Below are 19,021 nucleotides of genomic sequence, written 5' to 3' on the forward strand. Positions count from 1 at the left end.
AAAGACATGTGAAACATTTGAAGATCTAGTCAAAGAAATAGACAATTACATAGACTACCATAATAATTTTAGAGGACAATGGAACTTAAAAAAGATGACTCCTGTTCAATACAGAAATCATCTTCTAAATTAGTCTACTCTTTTTTAAACTGGCCTTGACAAGGGGTACAGTTTAATTCATCTACCACTTTTTTTATAGTTTATGTACATTAATTGCCATAGGACCTTTTTGTCCATCAGCAATAGAGAATGATACATTTTCACCTTCATGTAATGTATTGTCAGGTCCATTTTCTTTTAATTGTGAATGATGAACAAAAATATCATTTCCATCATTAGCTGAAATAAAACCATATCCTTTTTCTACATTAAACCATTTAACTGTTCCTGTATAACTTGACATAAAAAATCTCCTTAAATATTTTATATTTATTCAAAGATTATTTTATGTAAGTCAATAAAATTTATTCTTTAGAATTAATTTTATCAATTTCTTGCTTGTCCCAAATAAAAAGTTGTTCACTATTATTTAAAGCTGAAAATAGTTTGTCCTTAAGGTTTGGGAAATCACCATTAAGATTTTTTATTAATTCTTTAACATCTTGTCTTTTAGTGTGTCCATCTGCAGGACATGGATTTATTATTATCGGATAACTATAATCTTTAACAGCTTTTTTTATCATATATTCATCAATATATACCATTGGTCTTATAATAGTTAAATTATATTTTTCCATATATGATTTTGGAGAGAAGCAATTAATTCTTCCTTCATAAAACATTGTCATAACAAAGGTTTCAACAGCATCATCTTTATGATGTCCAAGTGCAACCTTTGTACATCCAAGTTTTTGAGCCGCATCATTTAAGGCACCACGTCTCAGTTTAGCACAAAGAGAACAGGGATTTTTTTCATTTCTTATATCAAAAACAATTTTAGCAATATCAGTTTGTATTTCATAAAATGGAACATCTATTTCTTTACATAATTTATGAAGAGGACCATTATCAACATTACCTGGATTTAATGTAATTGCAATAAGTTCAAATTTTACTGGAGAAAATTTTTGAAAGTTTTTTAATATATGAAGGAGTGTCACACTGTCTTTTCCACCAGAAAGCCCAACGGCTATTTTGTCATTTTCCTCTATCATATTAAAATCATTTATAGCTTGTCTAGTTTTGCTTAATAATTTCTGCATCATATGTTTTGACCTCCATTTTTTTATCATTAGTATTTTATCAAAGGTTGCTTTATTACACAAATGAATTTATGAACTTAAATTGAAATATATAGAATAGCTATTTAGAATTTAATAGATTAATGTTTATATTCATCTGTAGCTAAATCTTTTAGCTTATTAAGATTAAGAATTTGTATTGAATTTTTATACTTTTTTATTATTTTTTCATCACTTAGATTTTTAATTACTCTATTTAAATGACGATAACTCGCTCCAAGAAGATCTGATAAATTATTTATGCCATCTATATCTACAATTAAATCCGTTGAGCTATTAGATGGAAGTGATGATATTAAATAGCTAGCAAATCTATTTTCGATGGGAGAAAGTATATTTATACTCATATAGCTAGAATTACGTCTAAGCTTTTTTTGGAGTGAAGATATTATAAATCTTAAAAATACAGGGTCATCATAACCATAATCTTTAATTTTAGATATAGGCAAAGCAAGACAAATACAATTTTCTAAAGCTTGCACATTACAATCTGCATATGGATTTTCAATAAGTTCAATATCACCCATAATAGAAAGTGGAGTATTAAAGCAAAGTAAAAGAGATTTTCCACTAGACAAAAGAGTTGTAACCTTATATTTTCCATCAACTAAAAAGTACATATATAAAAGTTTTTCATTTAAAGTACAAAGGAATTCATTTTTATTAAAAGTATGAATCTCTAGATAGTTTAGTAAATTGTTATTTAAAAAATTATTTAGTGTATGTTTTTTTATGTAATATTCAAGTAAAGTAGGATTATTTAGTTTTTTCATAGTATCTCCCTTAAACTAAAAATAGTTATATGTATAGCATAAATAAAATATTTATCTAAAAAGATTATACTATTAAATTAAAAATAGGACAAATGTCCTAGTTGCTAGATGTAAGTATCTGATAAGATGTTTTTAGAAATTTTACTGGAGGAATTTGAATGTATAATATTTTAGCACTAGCTATAGGGGCAATTATTTCTATAATGATTTCTTTTAATAGTGGATTAGAGAGTTATGTTGGAAGTGCATATTCTGTAGTGATTATTCATGCAATTGGACTTATTGCAATACTTATAGTTGCAGCGATTAAAAAGGAAAAAATAGTAATAAGGGAAAGCTTACCTTTCTATTTATATCTTGGAGGTATATTTGGAGTATCACTTACATTAGTTAATATAATAACAATAGGAAGTATAGGAGTTGCATTAACAACAGCATTAGCTGTATTTGGGCAATTAATATTTTCATCTTTAGTGGATCATTTTGGATTGTTTGGATTAACTAAATATGAATTTAATCCTAAAAAGCTTGTAGGATTTTTAATAGTTTTTGTTGGGTTAGTTATTATGACAATGGCATAGGGGAGGTAGTATAATATGTTAATGATTTTATTAGCCATGTTTGGAGGAGTATTAACTACTTTATCTATGGTAGTAAGTTCAACAATAGGAAAGAAAGTTGGTTTAATTCAAAGTACAATAATTCATTATATAGGTGGAATTGTAGGTGGAGTATTTATTTTAATAGGATTAGGAAGTAGTTCAGTACCATCAATTTTAGAGATGAGTAAAATGCCATTATATATTTTCTTAGGCGGAATTATGGGAGTTATAGTAGTATATACATCTAATATAGTAATTCCTAAGATTCCAGTGGTATATAGTACATTATTAATGTTCTCAGGTCAAATGTTATGTGCAATTATTATAGATGCAATTGTTATGGGAGACTTTTCATGGAAAAAGCTTATAGGAGCTATAATTGTGATATTGGGTATTTTTTATAACTCTAAAGTAGATGCAAAAGAAAATAAAGAAGTAATAGAATAATAGTAAATCACATGTAGAAAATTAAGAATTGTCATATTGGCAAAGTAAATATTACATGTGATTTTTTTATTGGATAACTTATAAAACTAAGTTGAGATATTCATGTAATATATAATTAAAATAGAAATATTATACAATATATTGCTAAAATATAGTGGAATATTGTTTAAAAATCATTGAATACATAAAATGTTATAGGTAATATTGTAAAATATTTATTAATATAACGAAAGTTATGTAAACGTTTATAGAGGGGGAGTAAATATTATGGTTAGAAGAAATAGGTTAATAACTACTGCGATATTAGTAGCTGTAGCAACTTCAGTTACGGGACAAGCATTTCCTACTTATGCACAGATTAATTTAGAGTTAAAGGCACTATCAACAAGCTATGATAAGAAAATTAATCCATGGATTGGGGAAAAAACACCAGAGTTGGTTCAAGCAGAAACAAAACTTGGAGTAGATGATGTGAAATTTACCAACAAAGAATATACTGGTACAACTTATACAGATTTAAATGGAAATAGTGTTAATGGTGCTAGTGTTTTTGGAATCAATAGAGAGGAAGTCACAACTTCAACAATTGGATATCATAGTGTTGAGGAAGCAAGGCTTGGAGCTTTAAACTATGAAAAAGAAAGATCTAATTATTATCAACTTCTAAGTGGAGAAGGAAATGAATGGGATTTAACAGTAGTACAAAATGCAGAAGAGGCTCAGAAATTCTTAGATGGTGGATTTATGAATCCCAATTATGATATGAAGGCTGAAGATGGATGGAAAAATGTTAAACTTCCAGCAAGCTGGACAAGTCAAGGGTTTGACTTTCCAATTTACACAAATACTGAAATGCCATGGCAAAATGAATATGATACTAATATTGCAGCGCCACAAGCACCAGTAAATTATAATCCAGTAGGTTTATATAGAAAAACTTTTACAGTAAATGATGCAATGTATGAACAAGACGGTAGAGTTTATATAGCATTTGAAGGCGTTGAATCTGCTTATTATGTATACGTTAACGGTAAAGAGGTAGGATATAGTGAAGATACATTTAGACCGCATAAATTTGATATTACAGATTATTTAAATGGACCAGGAGAAGAAAATACATTAGCTGTAAAGGTTCATAAATTCTGTGATGGTACATGGATGGAAGACCAAGATATGTTCTATGATGGTGGAATATTTAGGGATGTTTATATAGAATCCGCTCCTAAGGTGAATATTTTTGACTATTCTGTAGTTACAGATTTAGATGAAAACTTTGTAAATGCAGATTTAAACTTATCTTTAAGAATAAAGAATTTAAATGAAAAAAAAGCTTTAGGATATACAGTAGATGTAAAATTATTTGATGCAAATGGAGTTAATGAGTTTGAAAAAGATCCAATGGTTATTAATATTTCAGATATAAATGCTGAAGATGAAGTAACTGTTAATGCTAGCAAATTCGTTGAATCACCAGAGTTGTGGTCTGCTGAAAAGCCAAATCTTTATACATTAGTAATGACAATAAGAGATAATAATGGCAATGAACTTGAAAGTATATCTCAACAATTAGGATTTAGGGAAATATCATTTACTAGATCTGATATTGATTCAAATAATAATAATATAACTTCAGAGTATGAATCTATGACTATAAATGGACAACCTTTATTGTTTAAAGGAACAAATCGTCATGATACTGATCCAGTATACGGAAAACATGTTCCAAAGGAAGTATATGAAAAAGATATAGAAACAATGAAGAGTTATAACTTAAATGCAATTCGTACTTCACATTATTCTAATGATGAATATTTATATTATTTAGCAGATAAATATGGAATGTATGTAATGGGTGAAACTAATGCAGAATGTCATGCCCTTATGTGGGATCAAAATCCTGTAGCTAAGTATTTAAAGCCTCTTACAATGGATAGAACAAACACTTCTTTCCAAACATTAAAGAATCAAACCTCTGTTGTAATGTGGTCTACTGGTAATGAAATGGCGTATACAGTAAATGGAGCTGATAATTTATATACTGATATGATTTCTCATTTTAGAGACAGAGATACAACAAGACCAGTTCATAGCGAAGGTCAAGGAAGAAATGGTGGAACGGATACAGATAGTAATATGTATCCAAATATAGATACAGTTAAAAGTAAGGCTGGCGAAGGTAAGATGCCATATGTCCTTTGTGAATATTCTCATGCTATGGGTAATGCAGTAGGTAATCTAAAGGAATATTGGGATGCTATAAGAAGTGGAGACAATATGCTTGGGGCATTTGTTTGGGATTGGGTTGACCAATCTAGGGCTAAGTCATTAGATGATCTTTCTAAGAGTTATAGAGTCACAGATAAAAGTATTCTTAATGCATCAGGTACAGTTTATGGAAGTAATGAAGTAAAGGATGCAGGTGAAGGCTCTTTAACAGGAAAATCTTTTGATGGATATACAGTAATGTCTAAAGATAATAATGCTAAATATAATGAAGTTTTATCTGGACAAGGAGCAGAATTTACCTTTGAAGCAATTGTAAATCCAAGCTCTACTGCAAAAAATAGTGTAATGCTTGCAAAGGGAGATTTACAAGTTGCTTTAAAGACTCAAAGTTCAGGTTCAGGATTAGAGTTCTTTTTATATAATAATGGTTCATGGATATCTTGTACAGCTGATTTCCCAGAAAATTGGGTTGGAAATTGGCATCAAGTAGCAGGAACTTATGACGGACAAAATTTAAAATTATATTGTGATGGAAAATTATTAAATACTAGACAATATAATGGTTCAATTTCAGCAAATAATGATGCTATAGGTGTTGGATATGATATAACTCATGGAAGAAAATTCAGTGGAGATATGTCACTTGCACGTATTTATAATAAGGCTTTAACTGCAGAAGAGTTAATAGCTCAAAATAGTGCAACTCCAGCTATAAATGAAAGTTCAGAAAATGTTGTGTTATGGGTTGATTATGCTACTGGTCTTGAAGAATTACCATCTGAATATTGGGATTACTATTCAAGTACTGATGAACATCAAGATTTATATAATGATTATATGGATGGTAAATTCTTTGGATATGGAGGAGACTATGGTGATAAGCCGAATTCAGGATCTTTTTGTGTTAATGGGTTAGTATCACCAGATAGAGATGTTCAACCAGAACTTTATGAAGTTAAGTACCAATATCAGAATTTCTGGTTTACAGCCGATGAAAATGAAATTCTTAATGGATATGTTAGCATTTATAACGAAAGTAGCTTTAGTAATTTAAATGAATATGATGTTACTTGGCAATTATTAGAGGATGGCAATGTTGTTGATGAGGGAATTATAAATGAAAGTGTTGAAGCTAGAGAAACTAAGGAAATAAAGATTCCTTATAATATGCCAACAGAAATTAAGGATGGAGCAGAATATTATTTAAATATATCAGTTAAATTAAAGAAGGATACATTATATGCTAAAGCAGGACATGAGGTATCTTATGAACAATTTAAAGTTCCAGCACAAGTAGCTATGGTTAAGCCAGAGATTAGTAGTGAGGTTACAGTTGATGATAGTTCGGAAAATGTAATTACAGTATCAGGTGAAGGTTTCTCATTTGAAATAGATAAGGCTACGGGATTAATGGGTAATTACCTATTTAATGGCGAAGTTTTAGTTGAGGAAGGTCCAAAACCAAACTTTTTTAGAGCTAAATTAAATAATGATGCTGGTTATGATACGAATTGGAGAAATGCTACTAATGATATAGAGGTTAATTCAATAGAAACTTCTAAACTAGAAGATGGTAGAACAGTTGTTACTTCAAAGCTTACTTTAAAAAGTGCTAATAATGCAACAGAAACTATAGTCTACACTATTAATGGTAATGGTGAAGTTACAGTTAATATGAGTATTGATGCAGTAGGCAATGGAATGGGCAGGTATCCTAAGGTAGGTTCTACAATGATATTGCCAGAAGGATATGAAAATGTAACTTGGTATGGTGATGGTCCAGTTGAATCTTATCAAGATAGAAATACTTTTGCTACAGTTGGCTTATATAATGAAACTGTAAGTAATTTCTTTTATCCATTTTTAGAAACTCAAGATACAGGTAACTTAACTGGAGTTAAGTGGATTTCTGTTGAGAATGAAAATAGCAATAATGGCTTACTAGTTGCAGGCAAGGATCAGTTAGAAGCTAGCGCACTTCATTTTACGGCAGAAGATCTTAATGATGCAAATCATCCATATGAATTAGGTGGACCAAGAGCAGAAACAATTTTAACTATAGATTATAAGTCACAAGGTAATGGTAATGCAAGTTGTGGCCCAGAGGTTTTAGATGCTTATAGATTATATAATGATAAAGTTTATAGTTACGAATATACTATGGTTCCATATACTAAAAATCAAGATAAGATGGAATTAAGTAAGGGCTGGAGAAATATTGAAAGCTTTGATAAAGAAGAATTTGATAAGCAAACAGCGCAAGTTGTAATTGATTCTATAGATAAGTTATTCATTTACTCTTACTCTCAATATGATGAGGTTATGGACTTAAAGGCAACTTATGATAAGTTAAGTGACAGTCAAAAAGCTTTAGTAACTAATTATGATAAATTAACTGAAGCTATAAGTAAAGTTGAAGCTATGGAAGGGCAAGAACCAGCTTATATAAGAGACTTAAGTTTAAATGAAATTAATCCAATAATAACTACTACATCTAAGTTATATAAAGATGAAACTGTAGGAGTTAAACTTTCAGGCAAGTTACAGCTTAATAATAATAAAGGTACTGATGGCGCTGATATATTTAATAGTATATTTGCAGGTAAAAATGATTTTACTGTAGAGGCTTGGGTAAACCCAACTAGAACAGATATGCATTATAATATGATTATGGGTAAAGGTGATAGTAACTTTGGATTAAGAACTAGAGATAACTTAAATGGAAGTATAATTCTAGACTTTTTCGTTAAGGCTACTGATGGAAATTGGTATACTGTTGAAAAAACTATTAATGTTCCAGATAATTGGATAGGAAACTGGCAACAAATAGTTGCAACTTATACAGGTAATGAGCTTAAGATTTACTTAAATGGTGAATTAATGGGTACATCTAATGAGAGAAGTACAGGAGGATTAGCTACTAATAATCAATCATTATGGCTTGGATATTGTCCTGAAACTAATAGAAATAGTTCTTATGAAATAGGTGCTGCAAGAGTTTACAGTAGAGCTTTAACAGATACTGAAGTAAAAGCTCAAAAGAATGGATTTATAGGAGAAACAGAATATGCAGTATTACCAACTGATGATTCTGTAGCAATGTGGTTAGATATGAAAAATATAGTTACTCCAGTAGCTACAGTTGATAAGAGTGAATTAATTAATCTTTATAATTTAGTTAAGGATTATAATAGTACAGGTTATACAGAAACTAGTTTTGCAATATTTACAGAAGCTTTAAATAATGCTAAGGCTATAATTGATAATAAAGATGCAACTACTGAAGAGGTATCTAATGCTATTAAATCCCTTAATGAAGCTATAGATGGACTTGAAACTATAGTTAATAAAGAAGGTTTAGAAGCTATTATTAATACTGCTAAGGATAAATTAAATAATTCATCTAATTTAACAGGTTCTTCAATTGCTTCATTAGAAGCTGCTATTGCTGAAGGAGAAGATGTATTAAATAATATTGCAGCAACTGAAGCTGAAGTTGAAGCTGCAATAGCAAGATTAGTAAATGTTTTAAATAACCTTGATACTATTATTAATAAAGGTTCCCTACAAGAATTAATAAATAGTGCAGAAAATAATTATAATGAAAAACTTTATACTCCTATATCTTATAAAGTATTAACTAGTGCAGTTGAAGAGGCTAAAAAAATAATAGCTATAGAAAATCCATCAGAAGAGGCTATAATTTCAAGCTACAACAGTATATTAGATGCTATAAGTAATCTAGTTGTAAGGGCAAATACTGTAGCTTTAAGTGATGCTATAGAGAGAGGTAATTTAATTTTAGCTAATATAGATAATTATGATAGTCAAACTGTAATTGGACTTGAGGATATAATTGTAAATGCAGAAATAGTATTAAATAATGCAAATGCTACTCAAGCTGAAATAAATGAAGAAACTACTAAGGTTAATGTAGCAATTGCTAAGGCACAATTAAAGCCAAGTAAAGCAGGATTAATTGAAAGAGTTGAATATGTAAAAAGTTTAGATTTAACTTTATATACTAATACAACAGTAGAAAATTTACAAAAAGTATTAAAGGTTGCTGAAGCGGTAATTGAAGACGTTAATGCAACAAATAAGATTATAGAAAATGCAACAAAAGAGCTTAACAATGCTATTTCAGGATTAAAGCTTAAAACTGATAAAGTAGCATTAAAGTATGTTATAGATTATGCTAATTATCAAGTTTCTATAGGAGCTTTAGAAGATTTAGTTCCAATAGTTAAAAAAGAGTTTACAGAGGCATTAAAAGAAGCTATTGATGTTTATGAAAATGTAAATGCTACAGCTTCTGATATTGACTTATCATATAAGAGATTGTTTAATGCTATAACTATGCTAGAGTTCAAGGCTGGAAATAAGGAAGAACTTCAAGCTCTTGTTACTTTAGTAGAAGCTTTAGATGAGAAAGAATATACAGAAGAAACTTGGGGAAATTTAGTTGTTGCGATAGCAAAAGCTAATGAGGTAATTGCTGATGAAAATGCTCTTCAATATGAGGTTGATGAAGCTGTTGAAGCTTTAAAGGAAGCTGTAGCTAATTTGGAAAAGGTTGAGGTAAATAAAGATGCCTTAAATGCTCTTGTAAATTTAGTTAAAGATAAGAAGGAAGATGAATATATAGCTTCAACATGGGAAGTGTTTAATAAAGCATTAAATAATGCAAATAAGGTATTAGAAAATTCAAAGGCAACTGTTGAAGAAGTAGATGAAGCGTATAATAGTTTATTAAGAGCATATTTAAAATTAAGACTTAATCCAGATAAATCAAAGTTAGAAGAATTAATAAATAAAGCTAATAGTATTGATTTATCAATTTATACTGAAGAATCATCAAGTAGAGTTAGAGCAGCTGTAGCTGAGGCTAAAAAGATAGTAGCAAGCAATGAAGCAGAAAAGGAAGACGTAGAAAAAGCAGTTAAAAATTTAGAAGTTGCTTTAAGCAGCTTAACAGAAAAGAATGATGGAGTAAATAGTGAGATAAGTAATGGTTCAAACAATAATGGTAATGAAGATAAGGAAATTGCATCAAACACTACTTCGTCAAACTCAAGTAACTCAAATAAGACAGGAAACTTGCCAAAAACAGGTGGAGCAAGTGGAGTGATGGAAGCATTAATTGGATTAACTACAATAATAGGTGGTGCTTTTTCAATTAAAAAGAAAAAATAATTAGGTTAAAACAAAAAAAGATGTAGAAAGATTTGTATTTTACAAATCTTTCTACATCTTAATTTTTATTTGAAATAGTTTTAAAAAATATTATATCATTTTTAAATGTATTTGATTACCAACATGATTTTGGAATAACTTTTTTATATTTACACCATAATTCATTAGTGCCCCACCTGAAAATACTTCATTAGTTTGAAGACTCATATAAATGGCATCTTCATTTAATCCTTTTAATTTAAGTCTTTTTAAGCTATTAATATTCTCAAGCGATAATCCATTAAAAGTAAGCAAAACTTCATTCTTATCTTTAGATACTGCCTCAAAACATTCTACATTGGCACTTCTAGAAAGATTATTTAATTTAAAATATTTACCATCTTTTACAAAAATACTGGTAACGTTACCTGTATTTCTTCTAACAGATTCGTTATTTGACGCTCCTTCGTTAATATTCATATATATCATATCAAATATATTATTATTTTCTATAATGCTTATTCCCATTGTAATATGCCCCCTATTATATGTTTATTTATTTAAACCGATATTTTAATCAGATATCAAACTTATTTGTTAACGTTTACTTATATAATATAGTATTTTACTAATATAATCAAGGGTTTTAATAATATATGTATAATTTTCAGAGGAAATGTATAATTTTTATAGTTAAATTTGTATATAATGTTTAAAAAGTAATAGATTTTATATAGCATACTAAAAAATATATGAGAAGAAATATTAAATTAAAGAGAGCGTATAAGATTGTATAGACAAGTACACGCTCATTAGTATTTTAAGTGAATTTTATATAGGGACATTCATTACCATCTTTATCATAAAATTTAATTTCTAATTCTGTACTTTTTTCATTATCAAAAAATCTATAGAAATCAGTAAGTTCATTTGTTTTTACAAATTTGGGGAAGGGCACTATAAAGTAATCATCCTCTACTATGTTTTCAATATATTTTGTACCATTAAAATTAATTTCAATAATATTAGCATCTTTATTTTTACCAAAGGCTACTCCAGAAATAAGATTGTTTTCAATTAGTGTCATAACAGAATAATCCCCACTTGCTACTTGAAAGCTAGTATTGAATTTTTCATCATACCATCTGTTATTTAAACAACGCTTAATATTTCTTAATTCTATAAATTCACCATTATCAGCAAGAAAAAAATTATAATTTTGAAAATCACGAGATATTTTATAGTCTTCAAAAGTATCTCCTACAAAGACTTCGATTGCTAATTCCTCATTAGAAAGATTGTCTGAAATAGTTTCATTATATAATAATCCAAAGGATAAAAATGAAAAAAGTAATATCATTGTTCCGATAGGTTTTCCTATTACTAAGAGTAAATTACCGTCATATGAGCTACTAATACTATTAATAAAGCTTTCAATTTTAGTTTTTTTAAATAGTATATAAATAATATTAAATATTATAAATCCTAGAACAGCACCAAATGTGTTAAAGATAATATCATCTATATCAGTAAAGTTATATGGAGTAAAAAGCTGAAGCAATTCTATAGTTAAAGAGGCTGTAAATCCATATAATATAACCTTAATTAATTTATTCTTTTTATAAAAAAATAAAGGGATACAAAATCCTAGAGGTATAAATAATAATATATTACCTAGGACGTTATAAAGTGCAAGGTGTATAGTTACAAAGTCATTATTAAACATATTTATTGTTTCTAAAAATGGAATGTAATTAATATAAAATTTAGTATCAAAATCTATAATTAATTCTCCATATTTAAATATTGTTAAATTAACTAGTATTAAAAAGTAAATGAAGAATAAATTTATAAAAATTTCTCTTAGTTTGTTTATAGGTTTATTTTTTTTATAAAATCTAATTCTAAATATTATCCAAATTATAGTAAATAAAATTGATGAAAAGATAAATGAAATACCTATCATACTTTCTATCCCCCTCTTAATTTAAAATATAAATTTATTTAATGTTAGTTTGTAAATGCAGAAGAAGTATTTCTAAATTTATAAATATTATTAATTATAGAAATAGCAAGTACATTTATAACTAATTGAGTTCCACCATAACTTATAAATGGCATACTTATCCTTAAAATAGGAGAAAGTGAAAAGTTAGCTAAAATATTTAAGATAAACTGAGTAGTAAATAACATACAAAGTCCACTGGACAATAGTCTTCCATAAGTATTTTTTGTACTACTTGAAATAAATCCAATTCTAATAATAAAGGATAAAACTAAGGCTATAACTAATATTCCAATAATCCATCCAAATGAATTATTGAAGTAAGAGCAAACTCCATATTAGCATCAGGAATAATAGAAAGATTAGAATTAGCTCCATTACCAAATAATCCGGCAGAATTTCTTAGTATATTTAATTGATTATAAATCCAACCAGCTCCATTTATATCTTGAGATGGATTTAAAAATATAAAAAATCGTTCTAGTCTATATGTTGCACCAAATATAAATAACAATAACAAAGAGCTTAACAAACTAAAAACAATAATTAAAGGTTTTATTTTAAAGCCTGATATATGCATAATAGTAAAGGCTGCAATTAAGTAAATTATTAGTGTAGATATTGATGAGAGTGACAAAAATAATATTACTGGAATAAACACTAAAGCAATGCCTTTAAAGAATGAAGTTTTATTACTCAAATTATAGTTATCAAAAATTCCTGCAAGAGAAATTATTAATGAGATAGGGGTAACGGCCAAAGTATCAATAGAAAAACCTCCTATTAATAGAAAACGTTTCGTACCATTTATATTTCCTGCAAAAGCTATTGTTAATAGGATTAGAAAAATACTACTTATATAAATTTGAAAAGAGTATTTTTTAAAATCCCTATAATCTACTTTTAATATAAATAATGAAAGTAAAATTGAAATAATTAAAAATACTAATAATTTACTTATATAGTTTATATAATAACGATCAGTAAGAGCGTTTATTTGAAGAAAAGCTGTAGTTAAAAATCCAAAGAATATTAAACCTGTTGTCATTATTAAAAGTAACCAATCAGAATTAGCCTTATGTGCTTTATTCAAATCATGACCAATAGTATTTACATTACCCATTTGTATTAAGGCTTTATCTGTTGCAGTATCTAGAGACATACCTATTTCTAAATAATCTTCAATAATATCATTTATATGTCCAGATAATTCTTCTCTAATTTCAGTATGAATCTTTTTGTTTTTTATTAGCTTACAAACATTATTTATATATTCAGTAACTTTCTTATTTTCTATCTTAGACATAAATTCACCTCCCATAAAACACTATTTACAGTTTCACTAAATAACTTCCATTCAGATTCTTTTTCAAGAAGAATTTTTTTGCCACTATCTGTTATCTTATAATATTTCCTTTTTCTAGCACCATTAGAATCATCCCAATAAGCTTCAATATAATTTGCATTCTCTAAAGTATGAAGTATTGGGTAAAGTGTCCCTTCCTTAAATGAAAATATACCTTTAGAACGTACGTCTATTTCTTTAATCATTTCATATCCGTACATATCTTTACGGTTAAGGATACTTAATATTAGTACAGTTGTACTACCTTTTAATAGTTCTTTGTTAATTTTCATGAATTCACCACCATACATTGTAATTCTATACATAGTATATCTAGGTATAATTATATTATAATATTATGGAAAAATAAATATAATGTGTAAAATTATATGAAAAAATGAATGGTTAATAATACTATTGAAAAATTAGAAAAAAAGGTGTATTATATAAATAGTAACAAATGATAATAAATGATAATAAAGTGGTAGTGAGATTATAAGGGAAAGAGGAAGTTAATTTATGTTTATGGAAGAAAGATTAGATGAAATATTAGAAATTATAAAATATGATAAAAAGGTATTAGTAAAAGATTTAAGTGAAAAGTTTAATGTTTCTGAAAGTATGATACGTAAGGATCTTCAAAGACTTGAAAAAGAGGGGAAAATAAAGAGAACTTATGGAGGAGCAATATTAGAGAGAGAATCATCATATGATGAAAAAACAACTTCTAGAGTTTTTATTAATTTAGAATCTAAGTCAAGATTAGGAGAGTTAGTTTTAGATATTATTGAAGAAAATGATGTTATATTTTTAGATATATCAACTACAAATCACACTATTGCTAATATGCTTAGTAATACAAAGAAAAATTTAACAGTGATAACAAATATGAATAGAATTGCAATGGAGTTCGATAGAACGCCTAATATTGATGTAATTTTAATAGGTGGATATTATAATAAAAAACTAGGTGGAACTGTTGGAAGTGAAGCAGTAGAGCAAATAAAGAAATTTAAAATTACTAAAGCATTTGTTGGAGCAGGTGGAATTAATATAGAAGAGAATTTTATTAGTAATTTTAATTATGATGAAGCAGCAGTAAAAAATGAAATTCTAAAATCTAGTAAGAAGAGATATATAGTTGCAAATTATGAAAAGTTATATAAAGATGGTGCTTATAAATTTGCAACGTTAGAAGATATAGATTATATAGTAGTAGAAGAAGAGCCAACAAATGATATAAAAGAAGCATTAGCAAAATTTAAAGTTGAAGTAATATATTAAGTTAAATAAAGGAGAAATAAATTATGATAAAGTTAATAGCAACAGATATGGATGGAACATTATTAAATTCAAATAACGAAATACAAGATGGATTTTATGATGTTTTTAATGAAATAAAAGAAAAAGGGATAATATTTGCAGCAGCAAGTGGAAGACAATACTATAATCTTTTGGAGAGATTTAAAGGTATAGACGATAATATGATGTTTATAGCTGAAAATGGAACTTTTGTTGTTTATAAGGGGGAAGAGCTTATAGTAAATTCTTTAGATATAAACCTTGCAAGGGAGTTAATTAAGGTAGGAAGAACTATAGATAATGCATATGTAATACTTTGTGGTAAAAACGCTGCTTATATTGAAAGTAGAGATAAAAGGTTAGTAGAACAAACTGAAAAGTACTATGCTAGATATGAAATAGTATCAGATTTAACTACTATTGAAGATGATATTTTAAAGGTAACAATTTGTGATTTTAGTGGATCAGAAAATAATAGTAATAAGTATTTTGATGATTATAGAGATAAAGCTCAAATTTGTGTGTCAGGTGAAATTTGGCTTGATATGACTGCAAAAGGAATAAATAAAGGACTTGCTATTAAAGAGGTTCAAGATAAGTTAAATATAAAATTTGAAGAAACAATGGTATTTGGTGATTACTTAAATGATTTAGAAATGATGGATAGTGCATATCATAGTTATGCTATGGAAAATGCTCATGATGATTTAAAAAAGGTTTCAAGATTTATCACTAAAAGTAATGATGAAAGTGGAGTTGTACACGCTATAAAAAATATTTTGAGTATTTAGTAATGGTATAGGTTTGAATAAGGAGTTAGTAGTTTTAACTACTAACTCCTTATTTTTGCTATTTAAGTTTGAAATTTTTAGGAGCGAGCTTATAAACTAGGATTAATGCTATTAACACATAAAGTATAGTTATTAATATTATAGCAGTTGTGAACCAAATAGAAGCTGTCTTAACATGAAGACAAGTATATGTAGATATATAAACTACAAAGGAAGCTATTTGATAAATTGGGCTTTTAATAGTTAACTGTGAAGTATATGGTTGAGCAATATAATATAAAAATAAATAGTGAACAGAAAAAAAGCATGATAAGGTTAATATGCTAATAAATATTGGAATAAACCTAATAATATCACCGTTAGCTAATTTAAGAATTATTAATAAGCCAAAAGCTAAAACAAGAGCAGGAATCAAGTTTAATAACACTGATATTTTCAATCTAGATTTAAAGTTTGATATTAATATTTTAGGTTCTTTATAAAATTTATATCTAAGTAAGCTATTATCACAATTAAAGAAAAATGCTTTAGTTATTTTTTCGCCAATAGAAGTAATATATATAATAAATACAAGAATACCGCTAGAAGCCATAATTAAATTAACAATATCTTTATGAAATTTAGGGAAGGATATTGTAAAAATAAATGCTAAAATGAAAAGTATTAAAAGTATAATTACCCTAATTTTAATAGGATTAATCAATATTTGCTTATGCCTTTCTATAAATTTAGAGTTTAAATAACTTAAGCCGTGCTTATCTTTATATTTATCTATTTTTAAATTAGTATTTTTAAACTTCTTATCATCTAATTGGACAGAAATAAAATTGGCTTCTGAAGAGATAGCATTAATTTTATCGATTTCATTTCTAGAAAGCATCCTTTTAGCTAATAAAGTATATTTTTTATAGCTTATTAAATAATAAAAAGAAATTATTGAAAAAAGTAAAACAATTATTATAAAAGGAATATTAAGTAATAATTTTTTTGAATAAAAAACAAAACCAATGAATGGAGATCCATATGCAATTAAAAATGGAATTAGTATTGCTGGAACTGTAAAGTACCATTTTGTAGTTAATTGAAATCCACTATAATGACTAAAAAGCAAATGAAGTCCTTGGGCTATAATCCTAAATGAAACAAATTCTAATGTGATTATAAAAGCTTCAGGAACGGAAAAGCCTAAAAGCATCATAGGAAATAAAAAGTAAATAAATAGTTCTATGTATGAAAAAAATATATTACTTAAATAATATTCTTTTGCATTAATTCTCATTAGATTAATCATATAAAAATCGGTGGATATATCAGACCAAAATTTATTATCCATAATAGATCCCATAATAAAGTTTAAAAAGAAGAAAATATGAAGTTTAATATTACCTCCATTTATTGATGTTAAATCACTAATAATCGTGCTTGGAATTATTACAATTAAAAACATGTAAATATATTTTTTAGCAAATCCAAATATAAACATAAATACTCTTAATATATTATTAAGAATAATCTTAGAAGAAGTTGTATTATAAATACTTTCAGGTATTGTTTTGCCTATAAGGGGAATTTTTTTTATGTAATAAATCCACATGTTTACTTTTTGAGTAAATGAAATTTCATGTGTCTTTAAAATAGTTTTAAACATGCTGTTCCTCCTTTAAAATATCCATAATTCTTTCTTCAAAATCACTGCTTTTTAATACGGAATTATCTATCAAGGTAAGCTTACCATCTTTTAATATAACAAGCTCATCACAAAGGTCAGTGGCTAATTGAAGTATATGAGTTGAAAATACTAATATATGATCTTTTTTTATTTCTTTAAGTAAATTTTTAATTTCTAAAGCAACTACTACATCAAATGATGTCAAAGGCTCGTCTAATAAAATTACATCAGGTTTAGTTATTAGAAAACATAGCATTTGAATTTTATTTTTCATGCCGAATGAGTAGGATTTAATTAATTTATGTCTATCAGTTTCATCAATCTTTATAAAGTCTAAGTATTCATCAATTGTAAGTAAATCTTTAATTTTATTTTTATGAACATCTATGAAAAATTTAATAAATTCATAACCAGTTAGGAAGTCAGGAAGTATAGGGTCAGAATATACATACCCTATATTAGATGAGTCTAAGCTTTCTTCTAAGTCATTATCATTAATAAGTGATATCTTTCCTGTATCTAAAGGCAGTTCTTCACTTATACAATTAAATAAAGTTGTCTTTCCAGCTCCATTTCTTCCAAGTAAACCATAGATTTTACCTTTTTCAAAAGTAAAATCAATATCATCTAATATTATTTTACTGTCAAAGTTTTTAGTAATATTTTTAAGTTTAAGTTTCATAATTTCCTCCAGTTTTTATAAAAATATTAATTTTTAATTATATATTTATGAATAAAATGTTAATAAATATAAATATAAACAAATAATAACATATATTTTATAAAAATTAAATTAGAAAAAAATTATAATAAAAAAAAATCCACAATATACTAAAAGTATAAATTGTAGATTTTTTTAAAGAATCGTATTTTATTTTCAATTAAATTTACTAGGTTTTACGTTGTCTTGGATATCCATTAAAGCTTCACCAAATCTTTGATAGTGAACAACCTCTCTTTCTCTTAAGAAACCTAAAATCTTTTTAATTTCTGCATCATCTGTTAAGTTCATCAACCATTCATAAGTAGCTCTAGCCTTTTGTTCAGCGGCCATATCTTCATGTATATCAGCAATAACATCACCTTTTGCTTGTATATAAGTTGCAGTCCATGGGTTACCAGTTGCATCTGTATAGAATAAAGCCTTTCCGTGATCAGCATAATGACCTGCTAATCCAGCAGCTTTAATTTGATCAATAGAAGCATTTTCCATTAATTGATAAACCATTGTTCCTAGCATTTCAACATGCCCCATTTCTTTAGAACATTTATGTTGTATATTATATGCGTAATTGAATATCCAAAGAGAAGTTATCAAGAGCATCGGGGTTCCAACGACCACTTTTATCGTTTTTAACATAGTAAACCTCTTTTATTAAAGATTTTAAAAGTGTATTTTTATTTTCTATATTTAAATCATAATAAGTGTTTAAACAATTTTCTAG

The 19,021-nt window shown here is 27.2% G+C and carries 16 protein-coding genes and 1 pseudogene; 6 read left to right on the forward strand and 11 right to left on the reverse strand.

Going from position 1 to position 19,021, the window contains the following annotated elements; all coding sequences use genetic code 11:
- Positions 1-133, forward strand: a 133-nt coding sequence (locus I4V51_RS18070) for an IS3 family transposase (RefSeq protein WP_195988555.1), incomplete at its 5' end; no start/stop codon positions are given.
- A gap of 60 nt (positions 134-193) precedes the next feature.
- On the opposite strand, the gene I4V51_RS18075 is transcribed toward I4V51_RS18070, so the two are convergent.
- The 3 genes from I4V51_RS18075 to I4V51_RS18085 all read right to left on the reverse strand — a co-directional run bounded on the left by I4V51_RS18075 (position 194) and on the right by I4V51_RS18085 (position 2,014).
- Positions 194-403, reverse strand: a complete 210-nt coding sequence (locus I4V51_RS18075) for a cold shock domain-containing protein (RefSeq protein WP_195468633.1) — start codon at positions 401-403, stop codon at positions 194-196.
- Positions 404-464: 61 nt separating this feature from the next.
- Positions 465-1,202, reverse strand: coding sequence for an ATP-binding protein (locus tag I4V51_RS18080; protein ID WP_195989846.1), 738 nt, complete (start codon positions 1,200-1,202; stop codon positions 465-467).
- Between the two features lie 119 nt (positions 1,203-1,321).
- On the reverse strand, positions 1,322-2,014 hold the full coding sequence (locus tag I4V51_RS18085) for a cyclic nucleotide-binding domain-containing protein (protein WP_195989834.1): 693 nt from the start codon (positions 2,012-2,014) through the stop codon (positions 1,322-1,324).
- Between the two features lie 158 nt (positions 2,015-2,172).
- On the opposite strand from I4V51_RS18085, the gene I4V51_RS18090 reads away from it, so the two are divergent.
- From I4V51_RS18090 to I4V51_RS18100, 3 genes are all read left to right on the forward strand, one after another.
- On the forward strand, positions 2,173-2,595 hold the full coding sequence (locus tag I4V51_RS18090) for a DMT family transporter (protein ID WP_195989835.1): 423 nt from the start codon (positions 2,173-2,175) through the stop codon (positions 2,593-2,595).
- A 15-nt stretch (positions 2,596-2,610) separates the two neighbouring features.
- Positions 2,611-3,063 carry a DMT family transporter gene (locus I4V51_RS18095; RefSeq protein ID WP_195989836.1) on the forward strand — a complete coding sequence of 151 codons (453 nt, stop codon included), beginning with the start codon at positions 2,611-2,613 and terminating at the stop codon, positions 3,061-3,063.
- Positions 3,064-3,330: 267 nt separating this feature from the next.
- Entirely contained in the window at positions 3,331-10,485 is a 7,155-nt protein-coding gene (locus I4V51_RS18100) for a glycoside hydrolase family 2 TIM barrel-domain containing protein (RefSeq protein ID WP_195989837.1), read from the forward strand.
- Between the two features lie 90 nt (positions 10,486-10,575).
- On the opposite strand, the gene I4V51_RS18105 is transcribed toward I4V51_RS18100, so the two are convergent.
- The 5 genes from I4V51_RS18105 to I4V51_RS18125 all read right to left on the reverse strand — a co-directional run bounded on the left by I4V51_RS18105 (position 10,576) and on the right by I4V51_RS18125 (position 14,107).
- Positions 10,576-10,992, reverse strand: coding sequence for a GH36 C-terminal domain-containing protein (locus tag I4V51_RS18105; protein ID WP_195989838.1), 417 nt, complete (start codon positions 10,990-10,992; stop codon positions 10,576-10,578).
- A 292-nt stretch (positions 10,993-11,284) separates the two neighbouring features.
- Complete coding sequence (locus I4V51_RS18110; protein WP_195989839.1) at positions 11,285-12,430, reverse strand: VanZ family protein; 1,146 nt, start codon at positions 12,428-12,430, stop codon at positions 11,285-11,287.
- A 44-nt stretch (positions 12,431-12,474) separates the two neighbouring features.
- The gene (locus I4V51_RS18115) at positions 12,475-12,768 is read right to left on the reverse strand and encodes an FtsW/RodA/SpoVE family cell cycle protein (protein WP_195989847.1); all 294 of its coding nucleotides are present in this window, start codon (positions 12,766-12,768) and stop codon (positions 12,475-12,477) included.
- Positions 12,753-13,775 (reverse strand): FtsW/RodA/SpoVE family cell cycle protein, encoded by a 1,023-nt coding sequence (locus I4V51_RS18120; RefSeq protein ID WP_195989840.1) that lies wholly within the window; start codon positions 13,773-13,775, stop codon positions 12,753-12,755. The genes I4V51_RS18115 and I4V51_RS18120 overlap by 16 nt, the downstream gene beginning before the upstream one ends.
- Positions 13,763-14,107, reverse strand: a complete 345-nt coding sequence (locus I4V51_RS18125; protein WP_195989841.1) for a PadR family transcriptional regulator — start codon at positions 14,105-14,107, stop codon at positions 13,763-13,765. Before I4V51_RS18125 ends, I4V51_RS18120 begins: the two co-directional genes overlap by 13 nt.
- 226 nt (positions 14,108-14,333) lie before the next feature.
- Here I4V51_RS18125 and I4V51_RS18130 point away from each other — a divergent pair, with 226 nt between their 5' ends.
- Together I4V51_RS18130 and I4V51_RS18135 are read left to right on the forward strand one after the other, a co-directional pair.
- Positions 14,334-15,098: a DeoR/GlpR family DNA-binding transcription regulator gene (locus I4V51_RS18130; protein WP_195989842.1), complete on the forward strand. Its 765-nt coding sequence runs from the start codon at positions 14,334-14,336 to the stop codon at positions 15,096-15,098.
- Positions 15,099-15,121: 23 nt separating this feature from the next.
- Positions 15,122-15,907: a Cof-type HAD-IIB family hydrolase gene (locus I4V51_RS18135; protein ID WP_195989843.1), complete on the forward strand. Its 786-nt coding sequence runs from the start codon at positions 15,122-15,124 to the stop codon at positions 15,905-15,907.
- A 58-nt stretch (positions 15,908-15,965) separates the two neighbouring features.
- On the opposite strand, the gene I4V51_RS18140 is transcribed toward I4V51_RS18135, so the two are convergent.
- The 3 genes and pseudogenes from I4V51_RS18140 to I4V51_RS18150 form a co-directional block, all read right to left on the reverse strand.
- Positions 15,966-17,555, reverse strand: a complete 1,590-nt coding sequence (locus I4V51_RS18140; RefSeq protein WP_195989844.1) for a hypothetical protein — start codon at positions 17,553-17,555, stop codon at positions 15,966-15,968.
- Positions 17,548-18,258: an ABC transporter ATP-binding protein gene (locus I4V51_RS18145; RefSeq protein WP_195989845.1), complete on the reverse strand. Its 711-nt coding sequence runs from the start codon at positions 18,256-18,258 to the stop codon at positions 17,548-17,550. The genes I4V51_RS18140 and I4V51_RS18145 overlap by 8 nt, the downstream gene beginning before the upstream one ends.
- 195 nt (positions 18,259-18,453) lie before the next feature.
- Positions 18,454-18,834, reverse strand: a pseudogene (locus I4V51_RS18150) (manganese catalase family protein); the annotation flags it as partial.
- Positions 18,835-19,021: the final 187 nt, after the last annotated feature.

The organism is Clostridium sp. D53t1_180928_C8 (assembly GCF_015667795.1).
Taxonomy (GTDB): domain Bacteria; phylum Bacillota; class Clostridia; order Clostridiales; family Clostridiaceae; genus Clostridium.

Excerpts from the sequence above, each read along its gene's own strand:
- I4V51_RS18120 (WP_195989840.1), bottom strand. The coding sequence starts at position 13,775 with ATGTCTAAGATAGAAAATAAGAAAGTTACTGAATATATAAATAATGTT.
- I4V51_RS18075 (WP_195468633.1), bottom strand. The coding sequence starts at position 403 with ATGTCAAGTTATACAGGAACAGTTAAATGGTTTAATGTAGAAAAAGGA.
- I4V51_RS18145 (WP_195989845.1), bottom strand. The coding sequence starts at position 18,258 with ATGAAACTTAAACTTAAAAATATTACTAAAAACTTTGACAGTAAAATA.
- I4V51_RS18135 (WP_195989843.1), top strand. The coding sequence starts at position 15,122 with ATGATAAAGTTAATAGCAACAGATATGGATGGAACATTATTAAATTCA.
- I4V51_RS18140 (WP_195989844.1), bottom strand. The coding sequence starts at position 17,555 with ATGTTTAAAACTATTTTAAAGACACATGAAATTTCATTTACTCAAAAA.
- I4V51_RS18100 (WP_195989837.1), top strand. The coding sequence starts at position 3,331 with ATGGTTAGAAGAAATAGGTTAATAACTACTGCGATATTAGTAGCTGTA.
- I4V51_RS18130 (WP_195989842.1), top strand. The coding sequence starts at position 14,334 with ATGTTTATGGAAGAAAGATTAGATGAAATATTAGAAATTATAAAATAT.
- I4V51_RS18125 (WP_195989841.1), bottom strand. The coding sequence starts at position 14,107 with ATGAAAATTAACAAAGAACTATTAAAAGGTAGTACAACTGTACTAATA.
- I4V51_RS18105 (WP_195989838.1), bottom strand. The coding sequence starts at position 10,992 with ATGGGAATAAGCATTATAGAAAATAATAATATATTTGATATGATATAT.
- I4V51_RS18095 (WP_195989836.1), top strand. The coding sequence starts at position 2,611 with ATGTTAATGATTTTATTAGCCATGTTTGGAGGAGTATTAACTACTTTA.
- I4V51_RS18085 (WP_195989834.1), bottom strand. The coding sequence starts at position 2,014 with ATGAAAAAACTAAATAATCCTACTTTACTTGAATATTACATAAAAAAA.
- I4V51_RS18090 (WP_195989835.1), top strand. The coding sequence starts at position 2,173 with ATGTATAATATTTTAGCACTAGCTATAGGGGCAATTATTTCTATAATG.
- I4V51_RS18110 (WP_195989839.1), bottom strand. The coding sequence starts at position 12,430 with ATGATAGGTATTTCATTTATCTTTTCATCAATTTTATTTACTATAATT.
- I4V51_RS18080 (WP_195989846.1), bottom strand. The coding sequence starts at position 1,202 with ATGCAGAAATTATTAAGCAAAACTAGACAAGCTATAAATGATTTTAAT.